The sequence below is a fragment of the Idiomarina sp. ST10R2A5 genome (assembly GCF_051842325.1).
GTDB lineage: Bacteria > Pseudomonadota > Gammaproteobacteria > Enterobacterales > Alteromonadaceae > Idiomarina > Idiomarina abyssalis.
In genome coordinates, this window is the sequence record NZ_JBNIEX010000001.1 from 236,369 (window position 1) to 256,442 (window position 20,074).

At 45.5% G+C, this 20,074-nt stretch carries 19 protein-coding genes and 1 tRNA gene; 9 read left to right on the plus strand and 11 right to left on the minus strand.

What is annotated here, in order from left to right:
* Positions 1-5 precede the first annotated feature (5 nt).
* The 6 genes from ACP7FG_RS01175 to asnC all read right to left on the minus strand — a co-directional run bounded on the left by ACP7FG_RS01175 (position 6) and on the right by asnC (position 7,342).
* Positions 6-1,685, minus strand: a complete 1,680-nt coding sequence (locus ACP7FG_RS01175; RefSeq protein ID WP_417447476.1) for a carbon starvation CstA family protein — start codon at positions 1,683-1,685, stop codon at positions 6-8.
* A gap of 121 nt (positions 1,686-1,806) precedes the next feature.
* Positions 1,807-1,980, minus strand: a complete 174-nt coding sequence (locus ACP7FG_RS01180) for a DUF1328 domain-containing protein (RefSeq protein ID WP_074930764.1) — start codon at positions 1,978-1,980, stop codon at positions 1,807-1,809.
* A gap of 136 nt (positions 1,981-2,116) precedes the next feature.
* Positions 2,117-4,735, minus strand: a complete 2,619-nt coding sequence (locus ACP7FG_RS01185) for a M14 family zinc carboxypeptidase (RefSeq protein WP_439225269.1) — start codon at positions 4,733-4,735, stop codon at positions 2,117-2,119.
* A gap of 94 nt (positions 4,736-4,829) precedes the next feature.
* Entirely contained in the window at positions 4,830-5,834 is a 1,005-nt protein-coding gene (gene mnmH / locus ACP7FG_RS01190; protein WP_439225270.1) for a tRNA 2-selenouridine(34) synthase MnmH, read from the minus strand.
* A complete protein-coding gene (selD, locus tag ACP7FG_RS01195; RefSeq protein WP_439225271.1) occupies positions 5,835-6,875 on the minus strand; it encodes a selenide, water dikinase SelD in 1,041 nt (346 codons plus the stop codon).
* Positions 6,872-7,342: a transcriptional regulator AsnC gene (gene asnC / locus ACP7FG_RS01200; protein WP_222235399.1), complete on the minus strand. Its 471-nt coding sequence runs from the start codon at positions 7,340-7,342 to the stop codon at positions 6,872-6,874. The genes selD and asnC overlap by 4 nt, the downstream gene beginning before the upstream one ends.
* A gap of 150 nt (positions 7,343-7,492) precedes the next feature.
* On the opposite strand from asnC, the gene asnA reads away from it, so the two are divergent.
* The 5 genes from asnA to ACP7FG_RS01225 are packed head-to-tail and all read left to right on the plus strand — an operon-like array spanning position 7,493 to position 11,287.
* The gene (gene asnA, locus ACP7FG_RS01205) at positions 7,493-8,473 is read left to right on the plus strand and encodes an aspartate--ammonia ligase (protein WP_439225272.1); all 981 of its coding nucleotides are present in this window, start codon (positions 7,493-7,495) and stop codon (positions 8,471-8,473) included.
* A 20-nt stretch (positions 8,474-8,493) separates the two neighbouring features.
* Positions 8,494-9,120, plus strand: coding sequence for a TetR family transcriptional regulator C-terminal domain-containing protein (locus tag ACP7FG_RS01210; protein WP_439225273.1), 627 nt, complete (start codon positions 8,494-8,496; stop codon positions 9,118-9,120).
* Between the two features lie 20 nt (positions 9,121-9,140).
* Positions 9,141-9,878: an SDR family oxidoreductase gene (locus tag ACP7FG_RS01215; protein WP_199493730.1), complete on the plus strand. Its 738-nt coding sequence runs from the start codon at positions 9,141-9,143 to the stop codon at positions 9,876-9,878.
* A 6-nt stretch (positions 9,879-9,884) separates the two neighbouring features.
* Positions 9,885-10,871 (plus strand): LLM class flavin-dependent oxidoreductase, encoded by a 987-nt coding sequence (locus ACP7FG_RS01220; RefSeq protein WP_439225274.1) that lies wholly within the window; start codon positions 9,885-9,887, stop codon positions 10,869-10,871.
* Between the two features lie 32 nt (positions 10,872-10,903).
* Positions 10,904-11,287 carry a glutathione S-transferase N-terminal domain-containing protein gene (locus ACP7FG_RS01225; protein ID WP_439225275.1) on the plus strand — a complete coding sequence of 128 codons (384 nt, stop codon included), beginning with the start codon at positions 10,904-10,906 and terminating at the stop codon, positions 11,285-11,287.
* On the opposite strand, the gene ACP7FG_RS01230 is transcribed toward ACP7FG_RS01225, so the two are convergent.
* Positions 11,284-12,117: a TIGR02285 family protein gene (locus ACP7FG_RS01230; RefSeq protein ID WP_439225276.1), complete on the minus strand. Its 834-nt coding sequence runs from the start codon at positions 12,115-12,117 to the stop codon at positions 11,284-11,286. The genes ACP7FG_RS01225 and ACP7FG_RS01230 overlap by 4 nt on opposite strands.
* Before the next feature lie 11 nt (positions 12,118-12,128).
* The gene (locus ACP7FG_RS01235; RefSeq protein ID WP_439225277.1) at positions 12,129-12,998 is read right to left on the minus strand and encodes a hypothetical protein; all 870 of its coding nucleotides are present in this window, start codon (positions 12,996-12,998) and stop codon (positions 12,129-12,131) included.
* A 78-nt stretch (positions 12,999-13,076) separates the two neighbouring features.
* Here ACP7FG_RS01235 and ACP7FG_RS01240 point away from each other — a divergent pair, with 78 nt between their 5' ends.
* Both ACP7FG_RS01240 and ACP7FG_RS01245 read left to right on the plus strand, forming a co-directional pair.
* Positions 13,077-13,568 (plus strand): alpha/beta fold hydrolase, encoded by a 492-nt coding sequence (locus ACP7FG_RS01240; RefSeq protein ID WP_439225278.1) that lies wholly within the window; start codon positions 13,077-13,079, stop codon positions 13,566-13,568.
* Positions 13,569-13,585: 17 nt separating this feature from the next.
* Positions 13,586-13,990 (plus strand): HIT domain-containing protein, encoded by a 405-nt coding sequence (locus ACP7FG_RS01245; protein WP_439225279.1) that lies wholly within the window; start codon positions 13,586-13,588, stop codon positions 13,988-13,990.
* Here ACP7FG_RS01245 and ACP7FG_RS01250 read toward each other — a convergent pair.
* Positions 13,980-15,893 (minus strand): methyl-accepting chemotaxis protein, encoded by a 1,914-nt coding sequence (locus ACP7FG_RS01250; protein ID WP_439225280.1) that lies wholly within the window; start codon positions 15,891-15,893, stop codon positions 13,980-13,982. The genes ACP7FG_RS01245 and ACP7FG_RS01250 overlap by 11 nt on opposite strands.
* A 125-nt stretch (positions 15,894-16,018) precedes the next feature.
* Between ACP7FG_RS01250 and ACP7FG_RS01255 the strand changes: the two genes are divergently transcribed.
* Entirely contained in the window at positions 16,019-17,077 is a 1,059-nt protein-coding gene (locus ACP7FG_RS01255) for a Fic family protein (RefSeq protein WP_439225281.1), read from the plus strand.
* Positions 17,078-17,104: 27 nt separating this feature from the next.
* On the opposite strand, the gene ACP7FG_RS01260 is transcribed toward ACP7FG_RS01255, so the two are convergent.
* Together ACP7FG_RS01260 and ACP7FG_RS01265 are read right to left on the minus strand one after the other, a co-directional pair.
* Positions 17,105-17,181, minus strand: a tRNA-Pro gene (locus ACP7FG_RS01260).
* Positions 17,182-17,267: 86 nt separating this feature from the next.
* Positions 17,268-18,902 (minus strand): DUF3413 domain-containing protein, encoded by a 1,635-nt coding sequence (locus tag ACP7FG_RS01265; protein WP_439225282.1) that lies wholly within the window; start codon positions 18,900-18,902, stop codon positions 17,268-17,270.
* Between the two features lie 67 nt (positions 18,903-18,969).
* Between ACP7FG_RS01265 and yejK the strand changes: the two genes are divergently transcribed.
* Positions 18,970-20,013, plus strand: coding sequence for a nucleoid-associated protein YejK (gene yejK, locus ACP7FG_RS01270; protein WP_439225283.1), 1,044 nt, complete (start codon positions 18,970-18,972; stop codon positions 20,011-20,013).
* Positions 20,014-20,074 lie beyond the last annotated feature (61 nt).

A 20,074-nucleotide genomic window follows, 5' to 3' on the forward strand; every position in this document is an offset into this window, starting at 1 on the left:
CCTGTTTATTCTTGTTTCTGAGCCTTTTGTTCTTTACGGATTTTAGATAATCCGGCACTGGCCTCAAGGGCAATCCAGATAGCCGCAACCAGAACCACTAAATCCAGACCCATTAAGAACCAGTCGCCACTATCATAGAAGCCTTTAAGCTGAACGATAAGCGCGAATACGGTCATTATCAGTAAGAAAATTAAGGGTAACAGGGTGTAGTACATAGGACGACCCAAGCGTACCAGCATGACAGTAATGACCAATAAAGTTAAACCGGCCAGTAACTGGTTTGTGGTACCGAACAGAGGCCAGATGACTAAACCTCCGGTACCGTCCGCTCCACCGGCACCAAATGCCAGTAATAAGCAGCTACCTACAGCTAACAGAGTTGCCGGAAGGGCTTTCTGCATCCAGTTGATGTTATACAGGTTGCCCCATTCCTGAAAAATATAACGTTGTAAGCGCAGACCGGTATCCATGGTCGTACCGGCGAACAGCACCGCCATGACAGTCAGTAAAGTCTCGGAAATACCTACGTCCAGACCCAGACCCTGACTAATGATATTGGCACCGCCTTCAACGAAAGCTGCTACACCGCCCTGACCGAAGGAAGAATAGACGGCTTCCCAGTCGGCTAACGTAGCAAAACCTGCTGTCGCAGCAATAATGGTTGCCAACGAAAGAGAACCCTCACCAATAGCACCAAAGTAACCAACAAAGCGGGCATCGGTTTCTTTATCCAGCTGTTTGGACGTTGTTCCTGAGGCTACCAGCCCGTGGAAACCAGAAATAGCACCACAGGCTATGGTGACGAACAACAATGGCACCATGGAAGGAGTGCCTTCCGGGGTGTTGCTGTTAAAGGCCGGAGCTGATATTTCCGGGGCGAGCAGTAAAGTTGCACCGTAAAGCAGAATAAGACCAATAAATAACTGCAGGCCATTAATATAATCACGAGGCTGCAATAATACCCAAACAGGTAACAATGAGGCGATAGCAGCGTAACCAAACAGGATAAGTACCCATTGGGCGTTATCACTGATTCCCATAACGGTTTCAGGTAACTGAAGTGGGAAAGATGGACCGGCCCAAATAAGTGCATATAGTGCTAAAACACCAATGATCGATATGGCACCAAGACCCATCCATTTACGGAAGATTATCTGACCGATAATAAGTGCAACGAAAATCGCTCCCCAAACAGGAACCACAGAACTCGAGAACTTGATGAGCAGACCTGATATTGCTGTGGCGAAAACGGCATTAACCATCAGCAACACGAGGAATATCACGATCATAAATAAGGTTTGAGAGCGTTTTCCGACAACGTCGCCGGTTAAATTACCAATAGACTTTGCTTTATTACGGTTGCTTGCCCAAATAGCACCTGCATCATGTACGCCAGCAAAAAATATGGTTCCGAAAATGACCCATAGGAAGGCGGGAACCCAGCCCCAAATAACGGCGATAGCAGGGCCGATAATAGGCGCTGCGCCGGCTACAGATGTAAAGTGGTGACCCCAAAGAACATATTTATTGGTAGGGACGAAGTCAACGCCGTCTTCTAATTCATGAGCTGGTGTTCTGAAGTTTGGATCAAGCTTAAAGATTTTCTCAGCAATGAATTTTGAGTAAAAAACATAACCGAGAAACATAGCGCCTAAACCCAGAACCATCATTACGATTGCGTTCATGGCAAAGCCTCATTGTTGTGGTGTTAGACAGATAACGTAAAGTACCATCGGTTATTGTAGCGTAGATTCAATAACCGATGGCATACGACCAATGTCTAATATCTATAGAAGCTTAAAGCATTTAGAGCCTTTTGTTTCCCTGAAGCAGGCGCACAACCAATGAAATTACGAATAGAACGACGAAGATAAAGAAGATAATTTTAGCGATTTCAGCGGCTGCTCCAGCAATACCACCGAATCCTAAAATGGCTGCGATAACTGCAACGACGAAAAAGATAAGAACCCAACGTAACATAGTGACCTCACTAATTATTTGAGAAGTTTCAATTAGTAAGGTAGACCATGATTATGAGAATAACTAGTATTCAGAAATGTAAAAAACTGCTAAGGCGTATAAACCTTAGCAGTTTTCAGTTTTTCAGGAGTGATGATTAGTGAGCTTCTGCTGCTGCGTCCGCTGCTGCTTTATCATCTAGCTTATCGGCGTAAACCTGAATGCGGGGCGCTAAGTAAATAGCGTTACTCAGCAATTTCGCTGTTCCCCAGAAGTAGGCGCGGAAATTGACGTTGTCGGCAAAACCAATAACCTGTCCACTACCATAGCGATGAGCGGCAATGTTGGTTTTTCCTTTCAGAATTTCCCGGTTCCGTTCATCAGTGTAGCCACTCATTAATGGTTGTTCTGAATAACGAGCTACTGAGACAAAAGGAGACTCAGGCTCTTCCATGGCAGCAACCGAGTTCTTAAATACCGGCATTTGCTCACGTGGGAAGCCAAAGAAGAGTGGGTGAGACGTGTCGACTTCCATGGAGAATATCGCACCGGCAATTCGTTGTTCCGAATAGAAGCTATCGCGATCGTCATAACTCATACGATCTTTAGCGAAGGCATCCTGAAAGACGGAGTCTTCGATGAAGCGTGTATGCAGAAGATTATTTTCTGCCAGCCATTCAGCACCACCACGTTGACCAATTATTGTGCCGCCCTGACTAACCCATTGCTTGAGCTTTTTGCGTAACGCTTTGTCGAGGTTACCGTAGCGCCCATCAACCATAATGATATGGCTATAGCGAGTTAGGTCGGCGCGTGAAAGTCGCTCTGTATCGATCATAGAAAGCGGAATGCCCACATGACGGTCCAGGTAGTACCAGGTTTCGCCAGCTTCGTAGAGGTTTACACCAGCACCAGTCAGCATCATGACGCTGGGCTCTTCTACTGGCTGAATATTGCGGCTACCTAAATCAATACCTTCTGGGGTCAACCCGGTTTCTATAGAAGTGACGTGAACGCCTTTTTCTTTTGCTGCAGTTGCCAGGCGACGCTGAACATCTCGCCAGTCACGCTCCTGGTAAGCCTTAGGCACAATGACAGAGCCGGGAGAAAACTCCTGACGACCTTGTTGAGCCTCGACAGTAAACGGCTTGGTGCTTTGACGTACGTGAATATTCTGCTCTAACAACTCCTGGAGCAAGCCCGGAGCGTGGTAGTCATCCCAGTTAAACGCGTAGGCGTAAGCGTCGGTAAGTGCCGAAGACTTACGCTCAGGAGCATCCCAGGCTGCATCAGCAATTTGGACGCGACCCCGGTGTGTCTCAAATGGGACATTAAAGGCTAACGGAAGCGTCCAGCCAGATACATCATAGAAGGTATTGTCAGGGAAGCTCTTACGAGTGCTGAAAATGCCCTGAATTAAACCGTACTGCGCTTGTGCCAGTGGTATGTAGTAACTGCTGCCGGCTTTAAACTCTTTACCGTTTTTTTCAATGTCTTTTTCGACACGGTAAGCTTTAATATCGTGTTGCTTAAAAATTTCCAGCAAGCCTTCAACGCGTGAAGGGTCACTTGAGTCACCAATTAAGTAACCATCAAAGTTCGCTTTTTTAGCGGCTTCAAGGCCTTCATCGTAAGCCCGCTCCTGAAACTCAATAAAACGACTTTTGTTCTTGTGCGTGCCATAAATGGTACTAAGCGAAGCTACGAACTGGTTTCGGATAGTAAACGGGAAACTGACTTCACCGTTAACGGAATCCTGCAAATGACCGCGGCTGGAGGCCTGCTCAAATAAAATGCCGACTGACCCCTGGATGTCCGGATAAGTCGAACCTTTGCCGTAATAAAAGTCGTCGAACGATTCTTCGGTGTAATAAAGGCTGCCAATATCGTCTAAAGAGTCAGCGTGTTCTGCGGCTAGAATCTCTGTTAAACGAACGTTTTCATCCGGCGTTAGCGGGTTTTTGCGCGACGGAATACCAGGCTGGAAGAAATAGGTGCTGTTGGTGCCCATTTCGTGGTAATCGGTCAGAACGTTCGGTTTCCACTTTTGAAAGTTAGCCACTCGTGCACGTGACTCCGGGTGTTGTAATAACAACCAGTCACGGTTCATATCAAACCAATAGTGGTTAACCCGGCCACGAGTGAACGGCTGTACGTGTTCACGGTGCTGTGGGTCGGCAACCAGGTTTTGGCTACGGTGCTGGTTTGCCCACTGTGCAAAACGAGCCAATCCATCGGGATTGAATGCGGGGTCAAGCAAGATCACAGAATCACTCAGAAGCGCGTTAACGGCTTCTCCTTCAGCAGCGGCAAGGTAGTAGGCGAATAATATCGCTGCGTTACTGCCACTGGATTCATCGCCGTGAATACTGTAACCCATATACATGACTACTGGTGTATTGTCCGGATCAGCATCACGGTCAGGGTCGGCTGCCGCTAAATGACGTTCACGAACATTGTCAATATTGGCGTGGTTGTCTTCTGAGGTGACCGTAAGCAGCAATAACGGACGTTGCTCATGCGTACGACCGGTAACTTCCAGTGTAATACGGTCTGACTCTTCGGCCAGAACTTCCATATACTTAACGATTTGTTCGGGACGTGCATGCCACTCACCAACCTGATAGCCAAGAACATCTTTTGGCTTAGTAATTTCCGGGTTGTAACTGACATCCTGTGGTAGGTAATACGAAAGGTCTTTTGTTGCTGCCATAGAGGGCAGGGCAACGATGACCAATGCGGCCGCTGTTAAACGGCTTAACATTCGCTTCAACATAGATAGATCCCCTTGGTGTTATTATTTTTCCACCATAACAAAAGCTTTGGAGATTAACTGCTGTTTTCGGTAGGTCGCAGATTTTTAGCGATGCTTATCTCTTTTTCATTTGATAGTCGTACATGGGATCGTAATAGTCGACCAGTAGGCCTTTTATCCATTGCTTGTGCAGCTCTTTACTGTTGCTGCCCAGAGCCTGCTGCAACGTATCGCAAAGTTGACGAAACCTGAGATCGCCCAATCGCTTTCGAGTGCGGGCCAAACTGTCCAGCAGGTAGTTTTCAAACTGCGTTCTTGCTGAGTAACGTTTTTCCGCCTCAACAACGTATTCCTGGTAAATAACCTCCACACGTTGTTCAACAGTGGATTCAATACGATAACGCTCCGCTTTTTGAGTTGCCAGACGCAGGCACTCGGGAACAGAAACCGAGCCTATATGGCTGCCTTCGTCTTCAATGAAAAGGGTCGTTGCACCTTGTGCTTTTAACTTAATAAGCTCAATAGCTAACTGGTTCTCAAAGTCTATCTGGGTCGGCTGAGGTTCCGGGAAACGGCCGAACGCTGAACCTCGGTGATGTGCTAAACCTTCTAAATCAATGGAGTGGGCTTGTTCTTTAATAAACTCGGTTTTCTGGCACCCGGTGCGGCCACTGACCACAATCCAGTGAAACTGCGAGACAAGCTCCTCGGTACGTTGCATTAAATGCTGTCTTAAAGCTTTGTAACCACCTTTTACACGAGGGCGTTGTATGTTTTTATCAATTAGCCATTGCTGCACTATTTCAGAGCGCAAACCGCCGCGAAAGCAATAGATAACACCCTTTGGTTCAGCACTGAAAAAATCTTTCCAGACATTCACCCTACGTTTTTTAGTCTCGCCGCTGACCAGCGCATGGCCGAGTTCAATTGCTGCTTTCTGCCCATGCTGTTTATAACAAGTGCCAACTTTCGCCCGTTCGTCATCCGTCATCAGCGGGTAATTAACGGCTGTGCTAAAAGCGCCTTTTTTAAATTCTGAAGGTGCCCTTAAATCAAGTAATGGAGTGTCGTTAATAAACAGCTCGTCGAATTGTGAGTGAGTTATCCATTTACCGGTCATTTATTCGACGACCACCCGGTATGTTTGTGGCTGCGCAGAATAAAGCTCACCAATAACCTGTATTAGCTGATTATGCTCGCGACAAGTTTGATAAACGACTTCAACGTCTTCCTTTGCCACGCTGATGAGTAAGCCACCAGACGTTTGTGGGTCACATAAGAGGTTACGCTGCTGCTCCGGCACCGGGCTTATATGTTGACCGTAACTATCAAAGTTTCGCAAACTGCCTCCGGGGACACACCCCTGACTCAGGTAGTCTTTTACGTGAGGCAATGTTGGGATCTTGTCGAACTGAATTTTTGCATAGAGTTCGGCACCTTCGGACATCTCGATTAAATGTCCGGCCAAACCAAAGCCGGTAACATCAGTGATTGCGTTCACGCCCTTAATATCGGCCAAAACAGGACCAATTTTGTTCATTTGGCACATGGTTTCAATCGCAATTCCGCTATGTTCGGGTAACAGTTTTTTCTGTTTTTGCGCGGTCGTCAAAATGCCAACCCCTAAAGGCTTAGTCAGCATTAATACATCACCCTCGCGGGCCGTATCGTTTTGCTTGAGTTTCTGTTTCTCAACCTGACCCGTTACCGCTAACCCAAAAATGGGCTCTGGCGCATCAATACTGTGACCGCCGGCCAGCATAATACCCGCGTCAGCGCAGGCTTGTCTCCCACCATCAATAACCTGTTGGGCGACTTCCGCTGACAGTTTGTTGATTGGCCAGCCGAAAATAGCGATAGCCATCAAGGGCTGACCGCCCATGGCATATATGTCGCTAATGGCATTGGTAGCAGCTATGCGGCCAAAGTCGAAAGGATCATCACAGATAGGCATAAAGAAGTCGGTGGTACTTAATACAACCTGGCCATTGCCCATGTCATAAGCTGCGGCATCGTCACGGGTGCTGTTTCCCACCAACAGTTTAGGGTCGGGTGCTATATCGAGCTTACTTTGTAATATGGTCGATAGCACTTGTGGGGATATTTTGCAGCCACAACCGGCGCCGTGACTGTACTCAGTTAATTTAACGTCCTGACTCATGGCTGTATGTCTCTGTTGATAGGTTGCTGTAACGATATGAGCGTTTCTGTTGATTGTATTTCATCAATAGCCTGAATTCGATTGATAAGCGTGTGCTGCAGCTGGTTAATTGACGGTGTCATGATCTTAATAAAAACATTGTACTGTCCGGTGGTGTAGTAAGCCTCAATAACTTCTTCGAGCTTTTCCAGTTTCTCTATTGCTGCCGGGTAGTCACCTGCGCTTTTTAAGGTTATACCGATGAAACAACAGACGTCGTAGCCTAAGCGTTTGGCGTTAACCTGTAAACGCGTGCCTTCAATAATCTTGGCTCGTTTCATCTTTTCAACGCGAACATGGATAGTGGCCGGACTGACGTTGTAACGTTTGGCCAGCTCAGCATATGGAGTGCGCGCATCCTCCATTAAGGCGTTAAGTATTGAGCGGTCCAGATCATCGATTTGATAATTTTCAGCTGATTTTTTCATCGTTTATTAATGCTTCAATAATTAATGTGTCTTTAAATTAACGGAAATTATTAAGTAAAGCTATTTCTGTTAAACAATATTGAATAAAAAAATAAAAAAGGTGTTAATTGAATCGTTTTTAGCTCTTTTATTTAAAGATTCGGAGTGTTTATGAAATCAAAGTACAGGTTACAGCAGGAGAAAATCCAATTTGTAAAAAGCGGCTTTACCCAGCAACTACAAAGTCAGCTGGGGCTTATTGAGGTGCAGTCGCCATTACTTAGTGAGCATGGTAGTGGTATTCAGGATGATCTCTCAGGTTGGGAGCAAGCGGTTTCGGTCAAGGTTAAAGCCGTGCCGGATAAAAGCTACGAAGTGGTTCACTCCTTAGCAAAATGGAAACGTTACACTTTAGGTCGCTATGGCTTTAGTGCTGGCGAAGGAATCGTTACACAGATGAAGGCACTGCGGCCTGATGAGGAAGCTTTGAGCTCAGTGCATTCGGTGTATGTTGATCAATGGGACTGGGAAAAAGTCATTACAGAGGAGCAGCGTTCACTGAACTTTTTAACCCAGACAGTCAAGAAAGTTTACTCGGCCTTGCGTGAAACGGAGCGTCTGTACGCTGAGAAATATGACGCTAAAAATGTTCTGCCTGAAACTATCCATGTGGTTCATACGGAAGAGTTAATGAAAGCCTATCCGGAGCTCACGGCTAAACAGAGAGAACGCAAAATCGTAAAACAGTATGGCGCTGTGTTTTTGGTCGGTATTGGTGGTGAACTGAGTCATGGTCATGCTCATGATGCGCGCGCGCCAGACTACGATGACTGGAGCTCTGTTAATGAGCAGGGCAGTACGGGGTTAAATGGCGATATTATTGTCTGGCATCCGGGGTTGAATGACGCATTGGAGTTGTCCTCTATGGGAATACGTGTTGATCAGCAGGCGTTAAAGCGACAATTACGTTTAAGACGGCAGGAGGAAAAGCTTCAATTAGCCTGGCACCAGTCACTTTTGGCTGGCGAGCTGCCTTTAACTATTGGTGGGGGAATAGGTCAGTCTCGCGTGGTGATGCAAGTATTGCAAAGCGATCATATTGCCAAAGTTCAGTGTGGGGTATGGCCAGAGCCTATAGCTGAAGCTTTATGAGGCCTTATTTATGACTTTCCTTGAAAGCTCTAGACGACTGGTCTAATATTAAAGACATGAAGAAGAACGATACACGACAACACATCATCACCATAGGTGCTGACCTGATTTCCATTCATGGTTTCGGCAGCACCGGTTTGAACAAAATTTTGAGTGAAGCGCAGGTACCAAAAGGCTCGTTCTATCATTACTTTAAAAGTAAGAACGACTTTGGTCTGGCGGTCATTGAAACATACGCTGAAGAGTACGAAGCGCGTATGGATGAAACTCTGGGCAACGAAAGCTTACAGCCGGTCGATCGGTTACGTTCGTACTTGCGTTGTTCAGTTGAAGATATGAAGTCGTGTGATTTTTCCAAGGGTTGTCTGATAGGCAATCTGGGGCAGGAATTGGCTTCGCAGAGCCCGCTTTTCCGTGAACGGTTAGACGATATTTTTTCTGACTGGGAGCTGCGTATTGCGCATTGTTTAAAAGCGGCACAAGAAACACAGCAAATTAAGCAGGATGTCGACACTGAACAGATGGGCGCCTTTATCCTGTCTGGTTGGCAAGGGGCATTGCTGCGGGCCAAAGTACAACGTTCTATGCTGCCGCTGCTGCGCTTTGAAAACATGATTTTAAAGCAGTTAGGGGCAGTGGACCAATAGTGTCAACCGGAGGTAAAGCTATGTCAGAAGTACAAGATAAAGTTGTGATTATTACAGGGGCAAGCAGTGGTTTAGGTGAAGAAACAGCTCGTATGCTTGCTAAAAAAGGCGCAAAACTGATGTTAGCGGCGCGCCGTGAAGATCGTTTAAAAGAATTGACTGAGTCAATTAAAAAGGACGGTGGTCAGGCAGCTTACCGAGTAGTTGATGTGACTGATAAAACCGCAGTTCAAAAACTAGCAGATGACACTAAAGCTGAATTTGGTCGCATTGATGTATTGATTAATAACGCTGGACTAATGCCGCTGGCGCCGCTCGATGCACTGAAAGTGGATGAGTGGGACACCATGATTGACGTGAATATCAAAGGTGTTCTGTACGGTGTTGCCGCTGTATTACCGGTCATGCGCGAACAGCACGTGGGTCATATCATCAATTTATCATCGGTTGCTGGTCAGAAGGTTTTTGCTGGCGGAACGGTATATTGTGCAACTAAGTTTGCGGTAAAAGCGATTTCTGAAGGCATTCGTCAGGAGTCTAATGGTGAAATTCGTGCAACGAATATTTCTCCCGGCGCTGTAGCAACAGAGTTGACGGACCATATTAGCGACAAAGACGCGAAAGCAATGGCAGACGATTTATATTCAGATGCAATTGATTCAGCTGCTATAGCCCGTGCGATTACTTTTGCTATTGAACAACCTCAGCAAGTTGATGTGAATGAAATGATCATTCGTCCAACCAAGCAAGAGCTGTAATTTGTTATGAAATATTCAGTTCTTGATTTAGCGCCTGTCACGGAAGGTGGGTCAGTGGCTGAATCATTGCGAAACTCTGCTGATTTAGCCCAGCATACAGAGCGGTGGGGATACCACCGCTTCTGGATGGCTGAGCATCACAATATGACCGGAATCGCTTCGGCCGCAACCGCGGTTGCTTTAGGTTATGTCGCTGGTAAAACCGACAAAATTCGAATTGGCTCGGGTGGTGTGATGTTGCCTAACCATGCACCTTTTGTGGTGGCTGAACAGTTTGGTACGCTGGATGCGTTGTATCCTGGCCGTGTGGATATTGGTCTGGGCAGAGCACCTGGAACAGACGGTCGTACTTTACGAGCGCTAAGGCGTAAGCCGGACGATGCCGAGCAGTTCCCGAACGATGTCCAGGAGCTATTGGGGTATTTGGAAGAAGCCCAGGAAAGCGATGCGATTAAAGCGGTTCCCGGGTTTCAACAGAAAATTCCGGTATGGTTGTTAGGCTCAAGCACATTTGGTGCTCAGCTGGCGGCGCATTTAGGTCTGCCATACGCCTTTGCATCGCATTTTGCACCAGATTATCTGCAACATGCATTAAAAGCTTACCGTGATAATTTCCGACCGTCACGTTACCTCAGTAAACCTTACGTGGCTGCGGCAATGAATGTCTTTGCGGCAGATGATGAAAGTGAAGCACGTAAAATGATGAGTTCTATGCAACAGCAGTTTATTGCGTTACGTCGTGGTATGCCGGGTCCTCTAAAAGCCCCCGTGGATGATATAAGAGCGGTCGCGGCTCCGCATGAGCTGGCAGGCGCGAACCATGCATTAACTTATACAGCAGTAGGTACCAAGGAAACGGTTCAGCGACATCTGCAACAGTTTATTGACGATACCGGAATAGATGAAATTATTCTTACCAGTCATGTGTTTGATCATGACGCCCGGTTACGCTCCTTTGAAATTGCCGCTGATGCTTTAAACGCGTTAGAATAGAGCCATCTTAAACAAGCTATTTGGTTGTATTTATGAGAATTATCATTCGTTACTTTTTCCGGGGTTTGCGACTTGTTTTGACACCCATAGTGTTATTGGTTGAAAAATTAACAACGCCAAAGGGAAAAGAACGCTCAGAACAAGAGCAAAAGAAAGTTGACGAAGCGTGCAAGGCACTTGCGTTGTATCAATTTGCTGCGTGTCCGTTTTGTGTGAAAGTTCGCAAAGAAATAGCCCGTCTTAATTTGAACATTGAGTTACGAGACGCAAAGAATAACGATGAGCATCGCGATGCGTTATTGAATGGTGGCGGACGCGTTAAAGTGCCATGTCTGCGAATTGAAGAAGGCGACAAAGTACAGTGGATGTATGAATCTGACGATATTAATCAGTATTTGGAACAACGTTTCGCTTAATCTGTTCTGGGGCGGTTACTTCCCATCCACTTATCCAGAGCGCGTTGGAAGTCCGGGTCGGCTTTTATCTGAGGAATAACTCGATTGAGTTGGTTGACAGCCTTGCGACCCCATTCATTATTGCTGCAACCAACTGCACCTTCTATAAATTCATTTTTGTATTCTTCAATTGGCAGAAAAACCAAGCCACTTGGTTTTTCTTGCGTTTCATTGTAGTAGGCCATAATACTGCTGTAATCGATGGTGTAGTCGATACGTTCGTTCGCGATCATCGTTAATAGGTTAACATTTGCATTATCGCCACTAATAAAACTAAAGTTATCTGAGTCTATCAAAAACTCTTCAAGTACCCCTTGTAAACGTCCATACCGCCTCTCTGTCGGCTGTGCGAAGCGCAGATCAGGGTCTTGTACTAATTCTGAGAACACAACGGGGTGACCGTATTTTTTGACGATTTCCGAGGCTGTGGATGCGCGAGTAATAATGCCATGGGGCTGGTATAGATGAGTTGTTTCAGTATAGTTAAATTCAGCGTTGTAGCTCGCCTTATTAATTAAACAGGGAAAACACAAGTTCTTGTTTTTCTTCATAAGCATAGTAATTCTGCGGGAGGGTAACTTGCGTATTCGATGAGAGAGTTCAGGCAATTGCCGTTGAAAAGCAGTAACCAGGGCGTCACAAAATCCCAGATTTTTATATTCACCATAAAAAACATGAAAAGGAGGCGATGAGTTTACTCCCCATATAATGTCTTCTTCATCGGCAGCCTGACTGCTTTGAAAAAACAACAGGGTAAAAAAAAGAGCAGTTACTAGCTTTTGAAAACTCATAAAGTCTACCCTCATTTGGTTGTTAGCTCGTTTAACTTAGGCCTGTCCGTGCCCAGCCAGTAATCAAGGCTTTGTTGAAAGTCCTTATTACGACGGATGTCATTAATGCCCTTATCAATCAATTGGGTTGCGTTCTTACCCCATTCGTTATTACTGCAACCGACAGCTCCTCTAATTACTTTGCCTTCATACTCTTTTATTGGAATAAAGCTAAGAGCTTCCTTACTTTTTTGAGCTCCTGCGTTCCGTTGGTATGACTGAATCATCATTTCGTAGTCGATGGTAAAATCAACTCTGTTAATAAGGATCATGGCGAGTAAATTGTATAACGCAAGTTCCCCATATACTTGCTTATGGTGTTTGGTACCCACTAAATGTTCATCAATAAGGTGTTGAATATCACCGTAGCGGCGGCCAACTGGTTGAGCGAAACGCAATTCAGACTCGGCTAGTAGCTTTTCAAGTGACACAGGGTTTCCGTATCTCTCTGTAATGTCTTTAGCCAGAGAAGCGCGGGTAATAATGCCGTGAGGAGCGTACAAATGTGTGGTTTTGCTAAAGTAGTAATTAGGGTTGTAGCTGGTACGGTTTATCATGCAGGGAAAGCACATGCTGCCTTCGCGTTTCATAATGGTTCGGATTCGACCATGTGGCATTTTACGAATAACCTGATCAGTACCGGGCAGTTCGGCCTTGATAGTCTCAACCAAAACATCACAAAAACCGCTATTCACCTGGTCTCCCTGCGTAATATGAAAGGGGGGAGACTCATTGACGCCAAAAATCAAGGGCGCGGACAGCTCATCTTCTTGAGCAATTGCACTGCCGCTCAAAAATAAGAAACAAATTAACAGTTTCACGCTGTTTAATTTTACTGTCATGATATGGGGTAACTTTGTTATCAAATGATTAACGTTCATTCCAATTTATCTAAGCATCGAAAAATAGGCAATTGTTAAATGCAGGTTATTTTTAATCACGGTAAAGAAAGCGGTCCCTGGGGGGCTAAGATCAAGGTATTAGCAAAAACAGCTGAAGCTTTGGGAATGGAAGTGAGCAGTATTGATTATCAGGGCATTGATAATCCAGACCAACGTGTGGACACTCTGAAGCAAGTTATTCACTCTCTATCAACGCCTTTTGTGCTTGTCGGTTCGAGTATGGGAGGCTATGTCGCGACTGTTGCAGCAGAAGCACCCGATTGCAGAGGCTTGTTTTTAATGGCTCCGGCTTTTTATTTAGGTGGTGAAGCCGACTTTGACAAGATAACGCCAACTTGCGCAACGGAAATTGTTCACGGCTGGAACGATGATATTGTCCCGGTAGAAAACAGTTGGCGCTACGCTAAAAGGACTCACTCGCAGTTGCATGTGGTTAATGATGACCATCGTTTAGTTGACAGCCTGCAGCAGACTAACGCACTGTTTAAGCGTTTTCTTCAAACACTTTAAAGAATAAGGGCGGTTTTATGTCATTCACAGTAGCTACGGAGTTAGCCAGAGACAGTTACCATTTAGCGGATTGGCCGTTATGTGAGGTCAGGGTAATGGATGACGGGCAGTTTCCCTGGTTTTTGTTAGTGCCGAAAGTGGCCGATGTGCGCGAAGTAATTGATTTAAGTGAAGACGACCAACTGCAGCTGTTACGGGAAAGTCGCTTTTTGTGCCATTGGTTAAAAGCGGAGTATCAACCCGATAAGCTTAATGTTGCTGCGTTAGGAAATGTCGTTCCACAGTTACATATTCATCACATTGCACGTTTTCAAAATGACGTTGCCTGGCCCGCTCCAGTATGGGGGAAGCAGCCAATGCAACCTCTAAATGAAGGTGAGGTTGCACGACTGCAATCGGTGTTTGCTGATATTACGTTTTAAATTGCTCTAGCTGGTTGCGCAGGCTATCTGCGAGTGCAGACATTTGATCACACTCGTTGTGACTGCTTTTAACCGCCGTTGAAACCTGACTGGAGAAGTCTGCAATTGCCTGAATGTTCTTAGCAACGTCCTGGCTGACAGATGCTTGCTCTTCCGTTGCTGTAGCAATTTGAGTGCTCATATCTGCTGTTTCCTGTATGAGCACAACTAACTCATTAAGTTTGTGGTTCGCATTCAGAATACGTTCGCTGGTGCTATCTGCCTGGGTCCGGTTCGTTTCCATAGCTGAAACAGCAGACTTAGAACCATGTTGCAGACGCGAAATTTTTTCACGTATTTCTTCGGTCGACTGGCTGGTGCGTTGAGACAGGGTACGAACCTCGTCCGCGACAACAGCAAAGCCTCGTCCTGCCTCGCCGGCGCGAGCTGATTCGATAGCTGCATTTAACGCCAGTAAATTGGTTTGTTCGGAAATACCCTGAATGGTATCAATCACCGTAACAATACTGGCAACTTCATCGGCTAGCTGCTCAACAGAATTTGCGGCACTTTGCATTGAAGTCGACAACGCCTGCATAGTTTCTACGGCCAACTGCAACTGCTCCTGATTCTGCGACGTGGTAGTTCTCGACTCACTGGCATGATTGGCCGTCTGGTTGGCATTCTCGGCTATTTCCCTGACAGTGGTTTCCATTTCGTTCATAGCCACCGCAACTTGGTCGGTTTTGTTTTCCTGTTCAGAAGACAAACCATCAATTTGCAGCATGGACTTATCAATAGTTTGTACTTTTTCATTAACTTCGTAGGCTGTATTTCGAACGTGGGTAATAATACTGCCTAAGTTGGCTATAAAAGCATTAAAGCCTTTCGCCAGTTCGCCGACCTCGTCATTACTTTCTATATCTAGACGCTGAGTGAGGTCGCCACCTTCGTTAGACATTCTGTTAAGGCTATTGGCGACATATTTAATTGGACGAACAATACGGCGTGCATAAAACCAACTGGCAATAACAAAGCCCAGTCCAATGACTAAACTGATAAAAACAATTGCAGTAATGGTATTGTTCAGACCCGAATAGAGTTCATCTTCCGGTAGCTCAATGACGATTCGCCAGTCACTGTTGGGAAGGTTGGTACTGGCAACAATGAGGTCTTCGCCACTTTGGCTGGTGTAGTCAATTTCCACTTCATTATTACTCATTAATTTATTTGCTACTTTATTGCCAACTTCCGATGACAACTGCCGAAAATCAGTAATACGAGGGTGAATTTGAATTCGTCCCTCAGCGTCTACCAGGTAAGCTATACCGTTCTCGCCTACATTAAAGTTGGCAATTGCATTTTGTAATGCTTCCAGACTTTGTCCTATACCGCCAACTCCAAGGGTGCGCCCGTTATCCTGAATACGAACGTTGACAAAAACAGTGGGAATTCCAGACTGTTCATCAACATCAAAATTAAGTTCTTGCTCGGTATTACTTTCTACAAAGTCGAAAAACCACTGGTCTCTTTCTTCGTTAGCTGAAACGGTTTTAAATAGACCTTCTGCGGTGTAATAGTTGTTACTTTCGGCGCTGACTGTAAATGCTGCCACGGCATTTCTCTGCTGATAAATACGGTTAAGGTAGCTAACAATTTCGTTTTGATCGGTTTGCGACTCACCATTCTTTAATGCGTCAATTAAATACTGGTTATTAGCCAGTTCCTGGGAAATTAACATTGGAGTCGCTATTAATTGGCCAACTTCCCCTCTAATTTCACCCAGTGTGGCCGGGAGTTCTTGTTTGGTTACGCGCTCTTCAATTAAAGAGCGCATCATGAAGGTTGATATTCCCAGAGCGATGACAAGTAACGTGGTTAACGCAATTGCCATGCTGAGAGTGAGTTTATTCTGTAAATTCATGAGAACCTCAAATAGTTACCCGACCGCAATTATATGCGTTAAGCTGATAGATGTTGTATCGACCAGAATAATACAAATATTAGAACAAATAACGGAGAGTAACCTCTTGGGTTACTAAAAGAATAATGGCAACACCAGATTATTTGATTACCAGTCGATGCGTTAACCTCGTGGCGCAAATTAGTACTGAATTTGGACGATGGCTGGCTTTGTTAGAGTCAGAGGGTAGCGAGTTAGCAGAGTTTAAGTCTCAACAAATGCCGTTGAAAGTATTTGCTTCGGTCGGCATTGAAGAACAGTCACAATTGTTGCAGAACATTCGTTTAAATGAAGCTTATACGCAGTTGGCGCAGTGGAGCTTTTCTTCTGAGGCTGACTTAAAGAGTGTTCATCAGTTAGTTTGTGCAGGTGTCACTCCAAGTGCTGGTGGCTATCGTGCTACCGGAATGGGCGTTTATCAGAATAATAAACTTGTACATATGACTGCGCCGGCCGGGCAAGCCCGAAAGTCGGTTAGAGATCTGCTTAACTGGCTGCAGCAAAGCGACGAACATCCATTGCTTAAAGCGGCAATATTTTTGCAGCAATTTGAGTTTATCCAGCCTTTTTCTGTGGCAAATGGTTGTATCGGGAGGCTCTGGTTTAGCCTCATTCTTGCGGACTGGCATCCGGCCGTTGCATGGCTGAGTTTTGAAGAGACATTTAAAGCCAGTAAAGATGAGTACCTTGACTGCTTAAGACGATCAATTGCAGAGAATGACAAGGTGCCGATGGTTGAATTCGTTCTGAGCTGTATGCATCAGACAATTTCCCGCACAGTTAAATCCGAGATAGCTAAATCGACTGCTAAAAAAGAGAGTAATGCCGCTAATGCTTTAACTGTCCAGCAAGCCGAAGGTTCGGTTAAAAGTTCGTTGTTTTGTTCGGTTAACGGTTCGGAGAAGCGGGCTTATTCCGGTGTAAATACAAGAAATATGGTTCTTCGACTATTAAATGAACAACCTGACTGGAGCGCGGCCAGAGTGGCCGAGGTGTTGAATATTTCTTCGCGGGCGGTAGAAAAACACATTTCAAAATTGAAAGAGCAAGGCCTGTTGATTCGAAAAGGTTCTGCTAGGGGAGGTTACTGGAGAGTAACAACCGAAATAGAAGAGCAATTGAGCTTGCCTGCCGACTGGAATTAAAAAGAGTTTGATAAAACTAGGAAGAATTGGTCGGCGTGAGAGGATTTGAACCTCCGACCCCTGACACCCCATGACAGTGCGCTACCAGGCTGCGCTACACGCCGACCGAGGAGTGCTATGTTACTGTATTGGTCTGAATTAGCAAGCACGAACGCGGTTTAGGGCAGTCAACTGCTGCTATTTTCATCAATTAATTGGTTTCTTCCGTTTTGCTAAAGCGCTTTAAGTCTTTAAGTGCGTCAATCAGCACAGGAACTGGTGGCTCGGCTTGTTTCTTCAATTCAAATTTGTCGCTGCTGTATACACTAAACTGACCACTGTTATCCAGAATCGTAATCTCTTTTTCATCGTAGATAACAATGTAAGGGCTGTAGGTTTCAACTAAAGGCCAGCGGCGTTTAAGTGTTTGCAGGCTTTCGCCGTTTGTATAGTTTTTATGAGAGCCCGCGCAGGAAATCCGGTTTTCCAGCATGGTTGGTACAATGTCCATTAGCCCGGCAATCGGTTGATCAGCCAGTTGGTAGTCACGCTGCCAAAGCGGTACTTGCATATTCTCAAGTGCAAACTGCTTATTCCCTAACAACTCTTCACTTTGTGCGGGTGATAAGGATGTTATCAGCAACTGATGGCCTGCCGTTTGCTGAAGTACCTTGTCTAGTGCTGAAATATCGCTTTCGGTCATTAGAACAACATTCAGTTGATTTTGACTACGGGCCAAAAACTTTGTGAGATTTTGGCTGTGCCAATCACTGTTGAACTGGCTCAGGCTAAGCGAATCTTCCCAGTTCTGACTATGATACCAGCGAATATCAAAGTTAAAGTCATTCAGCGGCTTCAGATACGCCGGAGTGAGTTGCTGACGCTCAATAGATTCCTGATAAAAGTCGGGCAGACCATACAGAACCTGAAACAGACCACCCTCGCGGTTAGGGTGTGCCAGCAATTGCAGCTTGGGCTTCTCCAGCCGGTGTTTAGCTGCCAGAGTCTCTAATACCTGCTGTATGTCGGAACTTGCCCGGTCAAAGAGTACAAGAGTAGTTGACTGCTGTGTGTCGGTTTTTGAACACAGCAGGGGCTGCTGAGGGTATTTTAGTTTGATCTGATCAGTCGCCATGAGCATTTGCTGTCTGGCCTGATAACTTTCAACGTCTATTACCCCATGTTTCGCCATTAAGGTTTTTGCCGTTGTCGGGTAGGACAAGGGGAACATGTCGTCTTGTTGCGTAATGGGGTCGTAAAGCACCGCATCAGCCCACACATGAACGCTGTGACTAACAAAAAAGCATAGAACAAAAACCGCTGTTACGGGGGCCCCAATTTTACGATTTTGCAGATCATCGAGGCGCTTCCAGGCTAAATTAGCGAGCAGAAGCTGAATACCGACAATAAGCAGAAAGCCAAGTAAAATGGCAGAAATGATAACGAAACTGGCTCCGGTGAACACTGCCTCGGCGTCCCGGGTCATTTGCGCCAGAGAATAGGTATTTAAATGATAACCGTATTGACGGAAAAATAATGCATCGGCGATAAGTGCTATCAGGCCGAACGAGGTGATTAAAGCGGCAAAACCTCTAAGTATCTTTGAGTATGGGACAACCAGACAGAATGGAAATATCAGAATGATAAAGAAAACGAAGGGCAAAAATGCAAAGTGGCCAATCCAGCTAACCAGCATATAGAGGTTGCCAATAGCACTGGATGGCTTGGGAGCCGCCTCAATATATAAAAGGCCAATAAATAAGCAAAGAATGATATTGGCAAAGGTAAACCAATGTCCCCAGCTTATTAATCGGGCAATTTTATCTCTACGTTGGTACTTTCCCATCGTTCGTCAGTCCCGTGTTACAATGTCGGTATAGTAACACAGCAAAACAGCAAGGATAGTCCCCGTTATGCAATTGCGGATAGAAGAAAGCATTATTCACCAGTTTTACCAAAATGACGGGCAGGTCGGCTTGCGACTGGCTCCCTCAGCGTTAACGGAAGATGACCAGTTACATGACTTATTAGTTGAGTTAACGGATGTCTATACCAGCAAACCCGCAAAAGGGTATGCCAGCTTTATAAAAGAAGGCGAAGAGGGCGAGCCGGGGCCTTTCCCCGAGCAGCTAACCTCCTGGTATGACGGACAACTGGACTTTGTTGAATTCAGTCAACAGTCTGCCAAGTTACTTCTGGAAGAGCTGCAAAACTATAATTTATTGGAAGCGGGTTTCCTGTTAGTTACTCGTTACCAGCACATTAGTACTGAATATTTATTGGTGTGCTTCTTACCAGTAAAGGAAGGGGTCACAATTAGCCCTGACTTAGCTGTTGACCGCTCGTCCCAACTTGATATTACAAAAGTACAGTTAGCGGCAAGAATTGATTTAACCGAATGGAAAACGGCTCCTGAAAGCGAAAGATACATTTCTTTTATTAAAGGTCGTGCCGGGCGTAAGGTTTCCGATTTCTTTTTAGATTTTTTAGGCTGTACCGAGCGCTTAAATTCAAAAGCTCATACACAACAACTGGTTGATTCTGTACAAGAGTATGCCAAGCAGTCTGAGCTGGAGAATGAGCAACGGCAAGCGTTAAACAAAGCAGCTTATGAGTACTGTGATGATCAATGGAAGCAAGGCGATACGGTAAAAATTAAAGATCTCTCGGAGCAGTTTGCAGAAGCTTATCCTGCAGAAAAAAGCTTTGAAAGCTTCTCTAAAGATTTTGCAGAACAGAACTCACGTGAATTAGTTGATGATTTTCCGGCGGATAAGTCGACATTGCGTAAGCTGGTGAAGTTTCAGGGGCAGGGGGGCGGTGTTAGTGTCGGCTTTGATCACACAGCCTTAGGTGAGAGAGTGCATTACGATGCAGCCACTGATACGTTGACAATAAACGGGACGCCACCGAATTTACGTGATCAATTACGGCGTTACTTTGGTATAGATAGTTAGAAGATGTTTTTGAGTGAATTAAAACGCCGGACAAGCCGGCGTTTTAAAGGCACTTAATTGT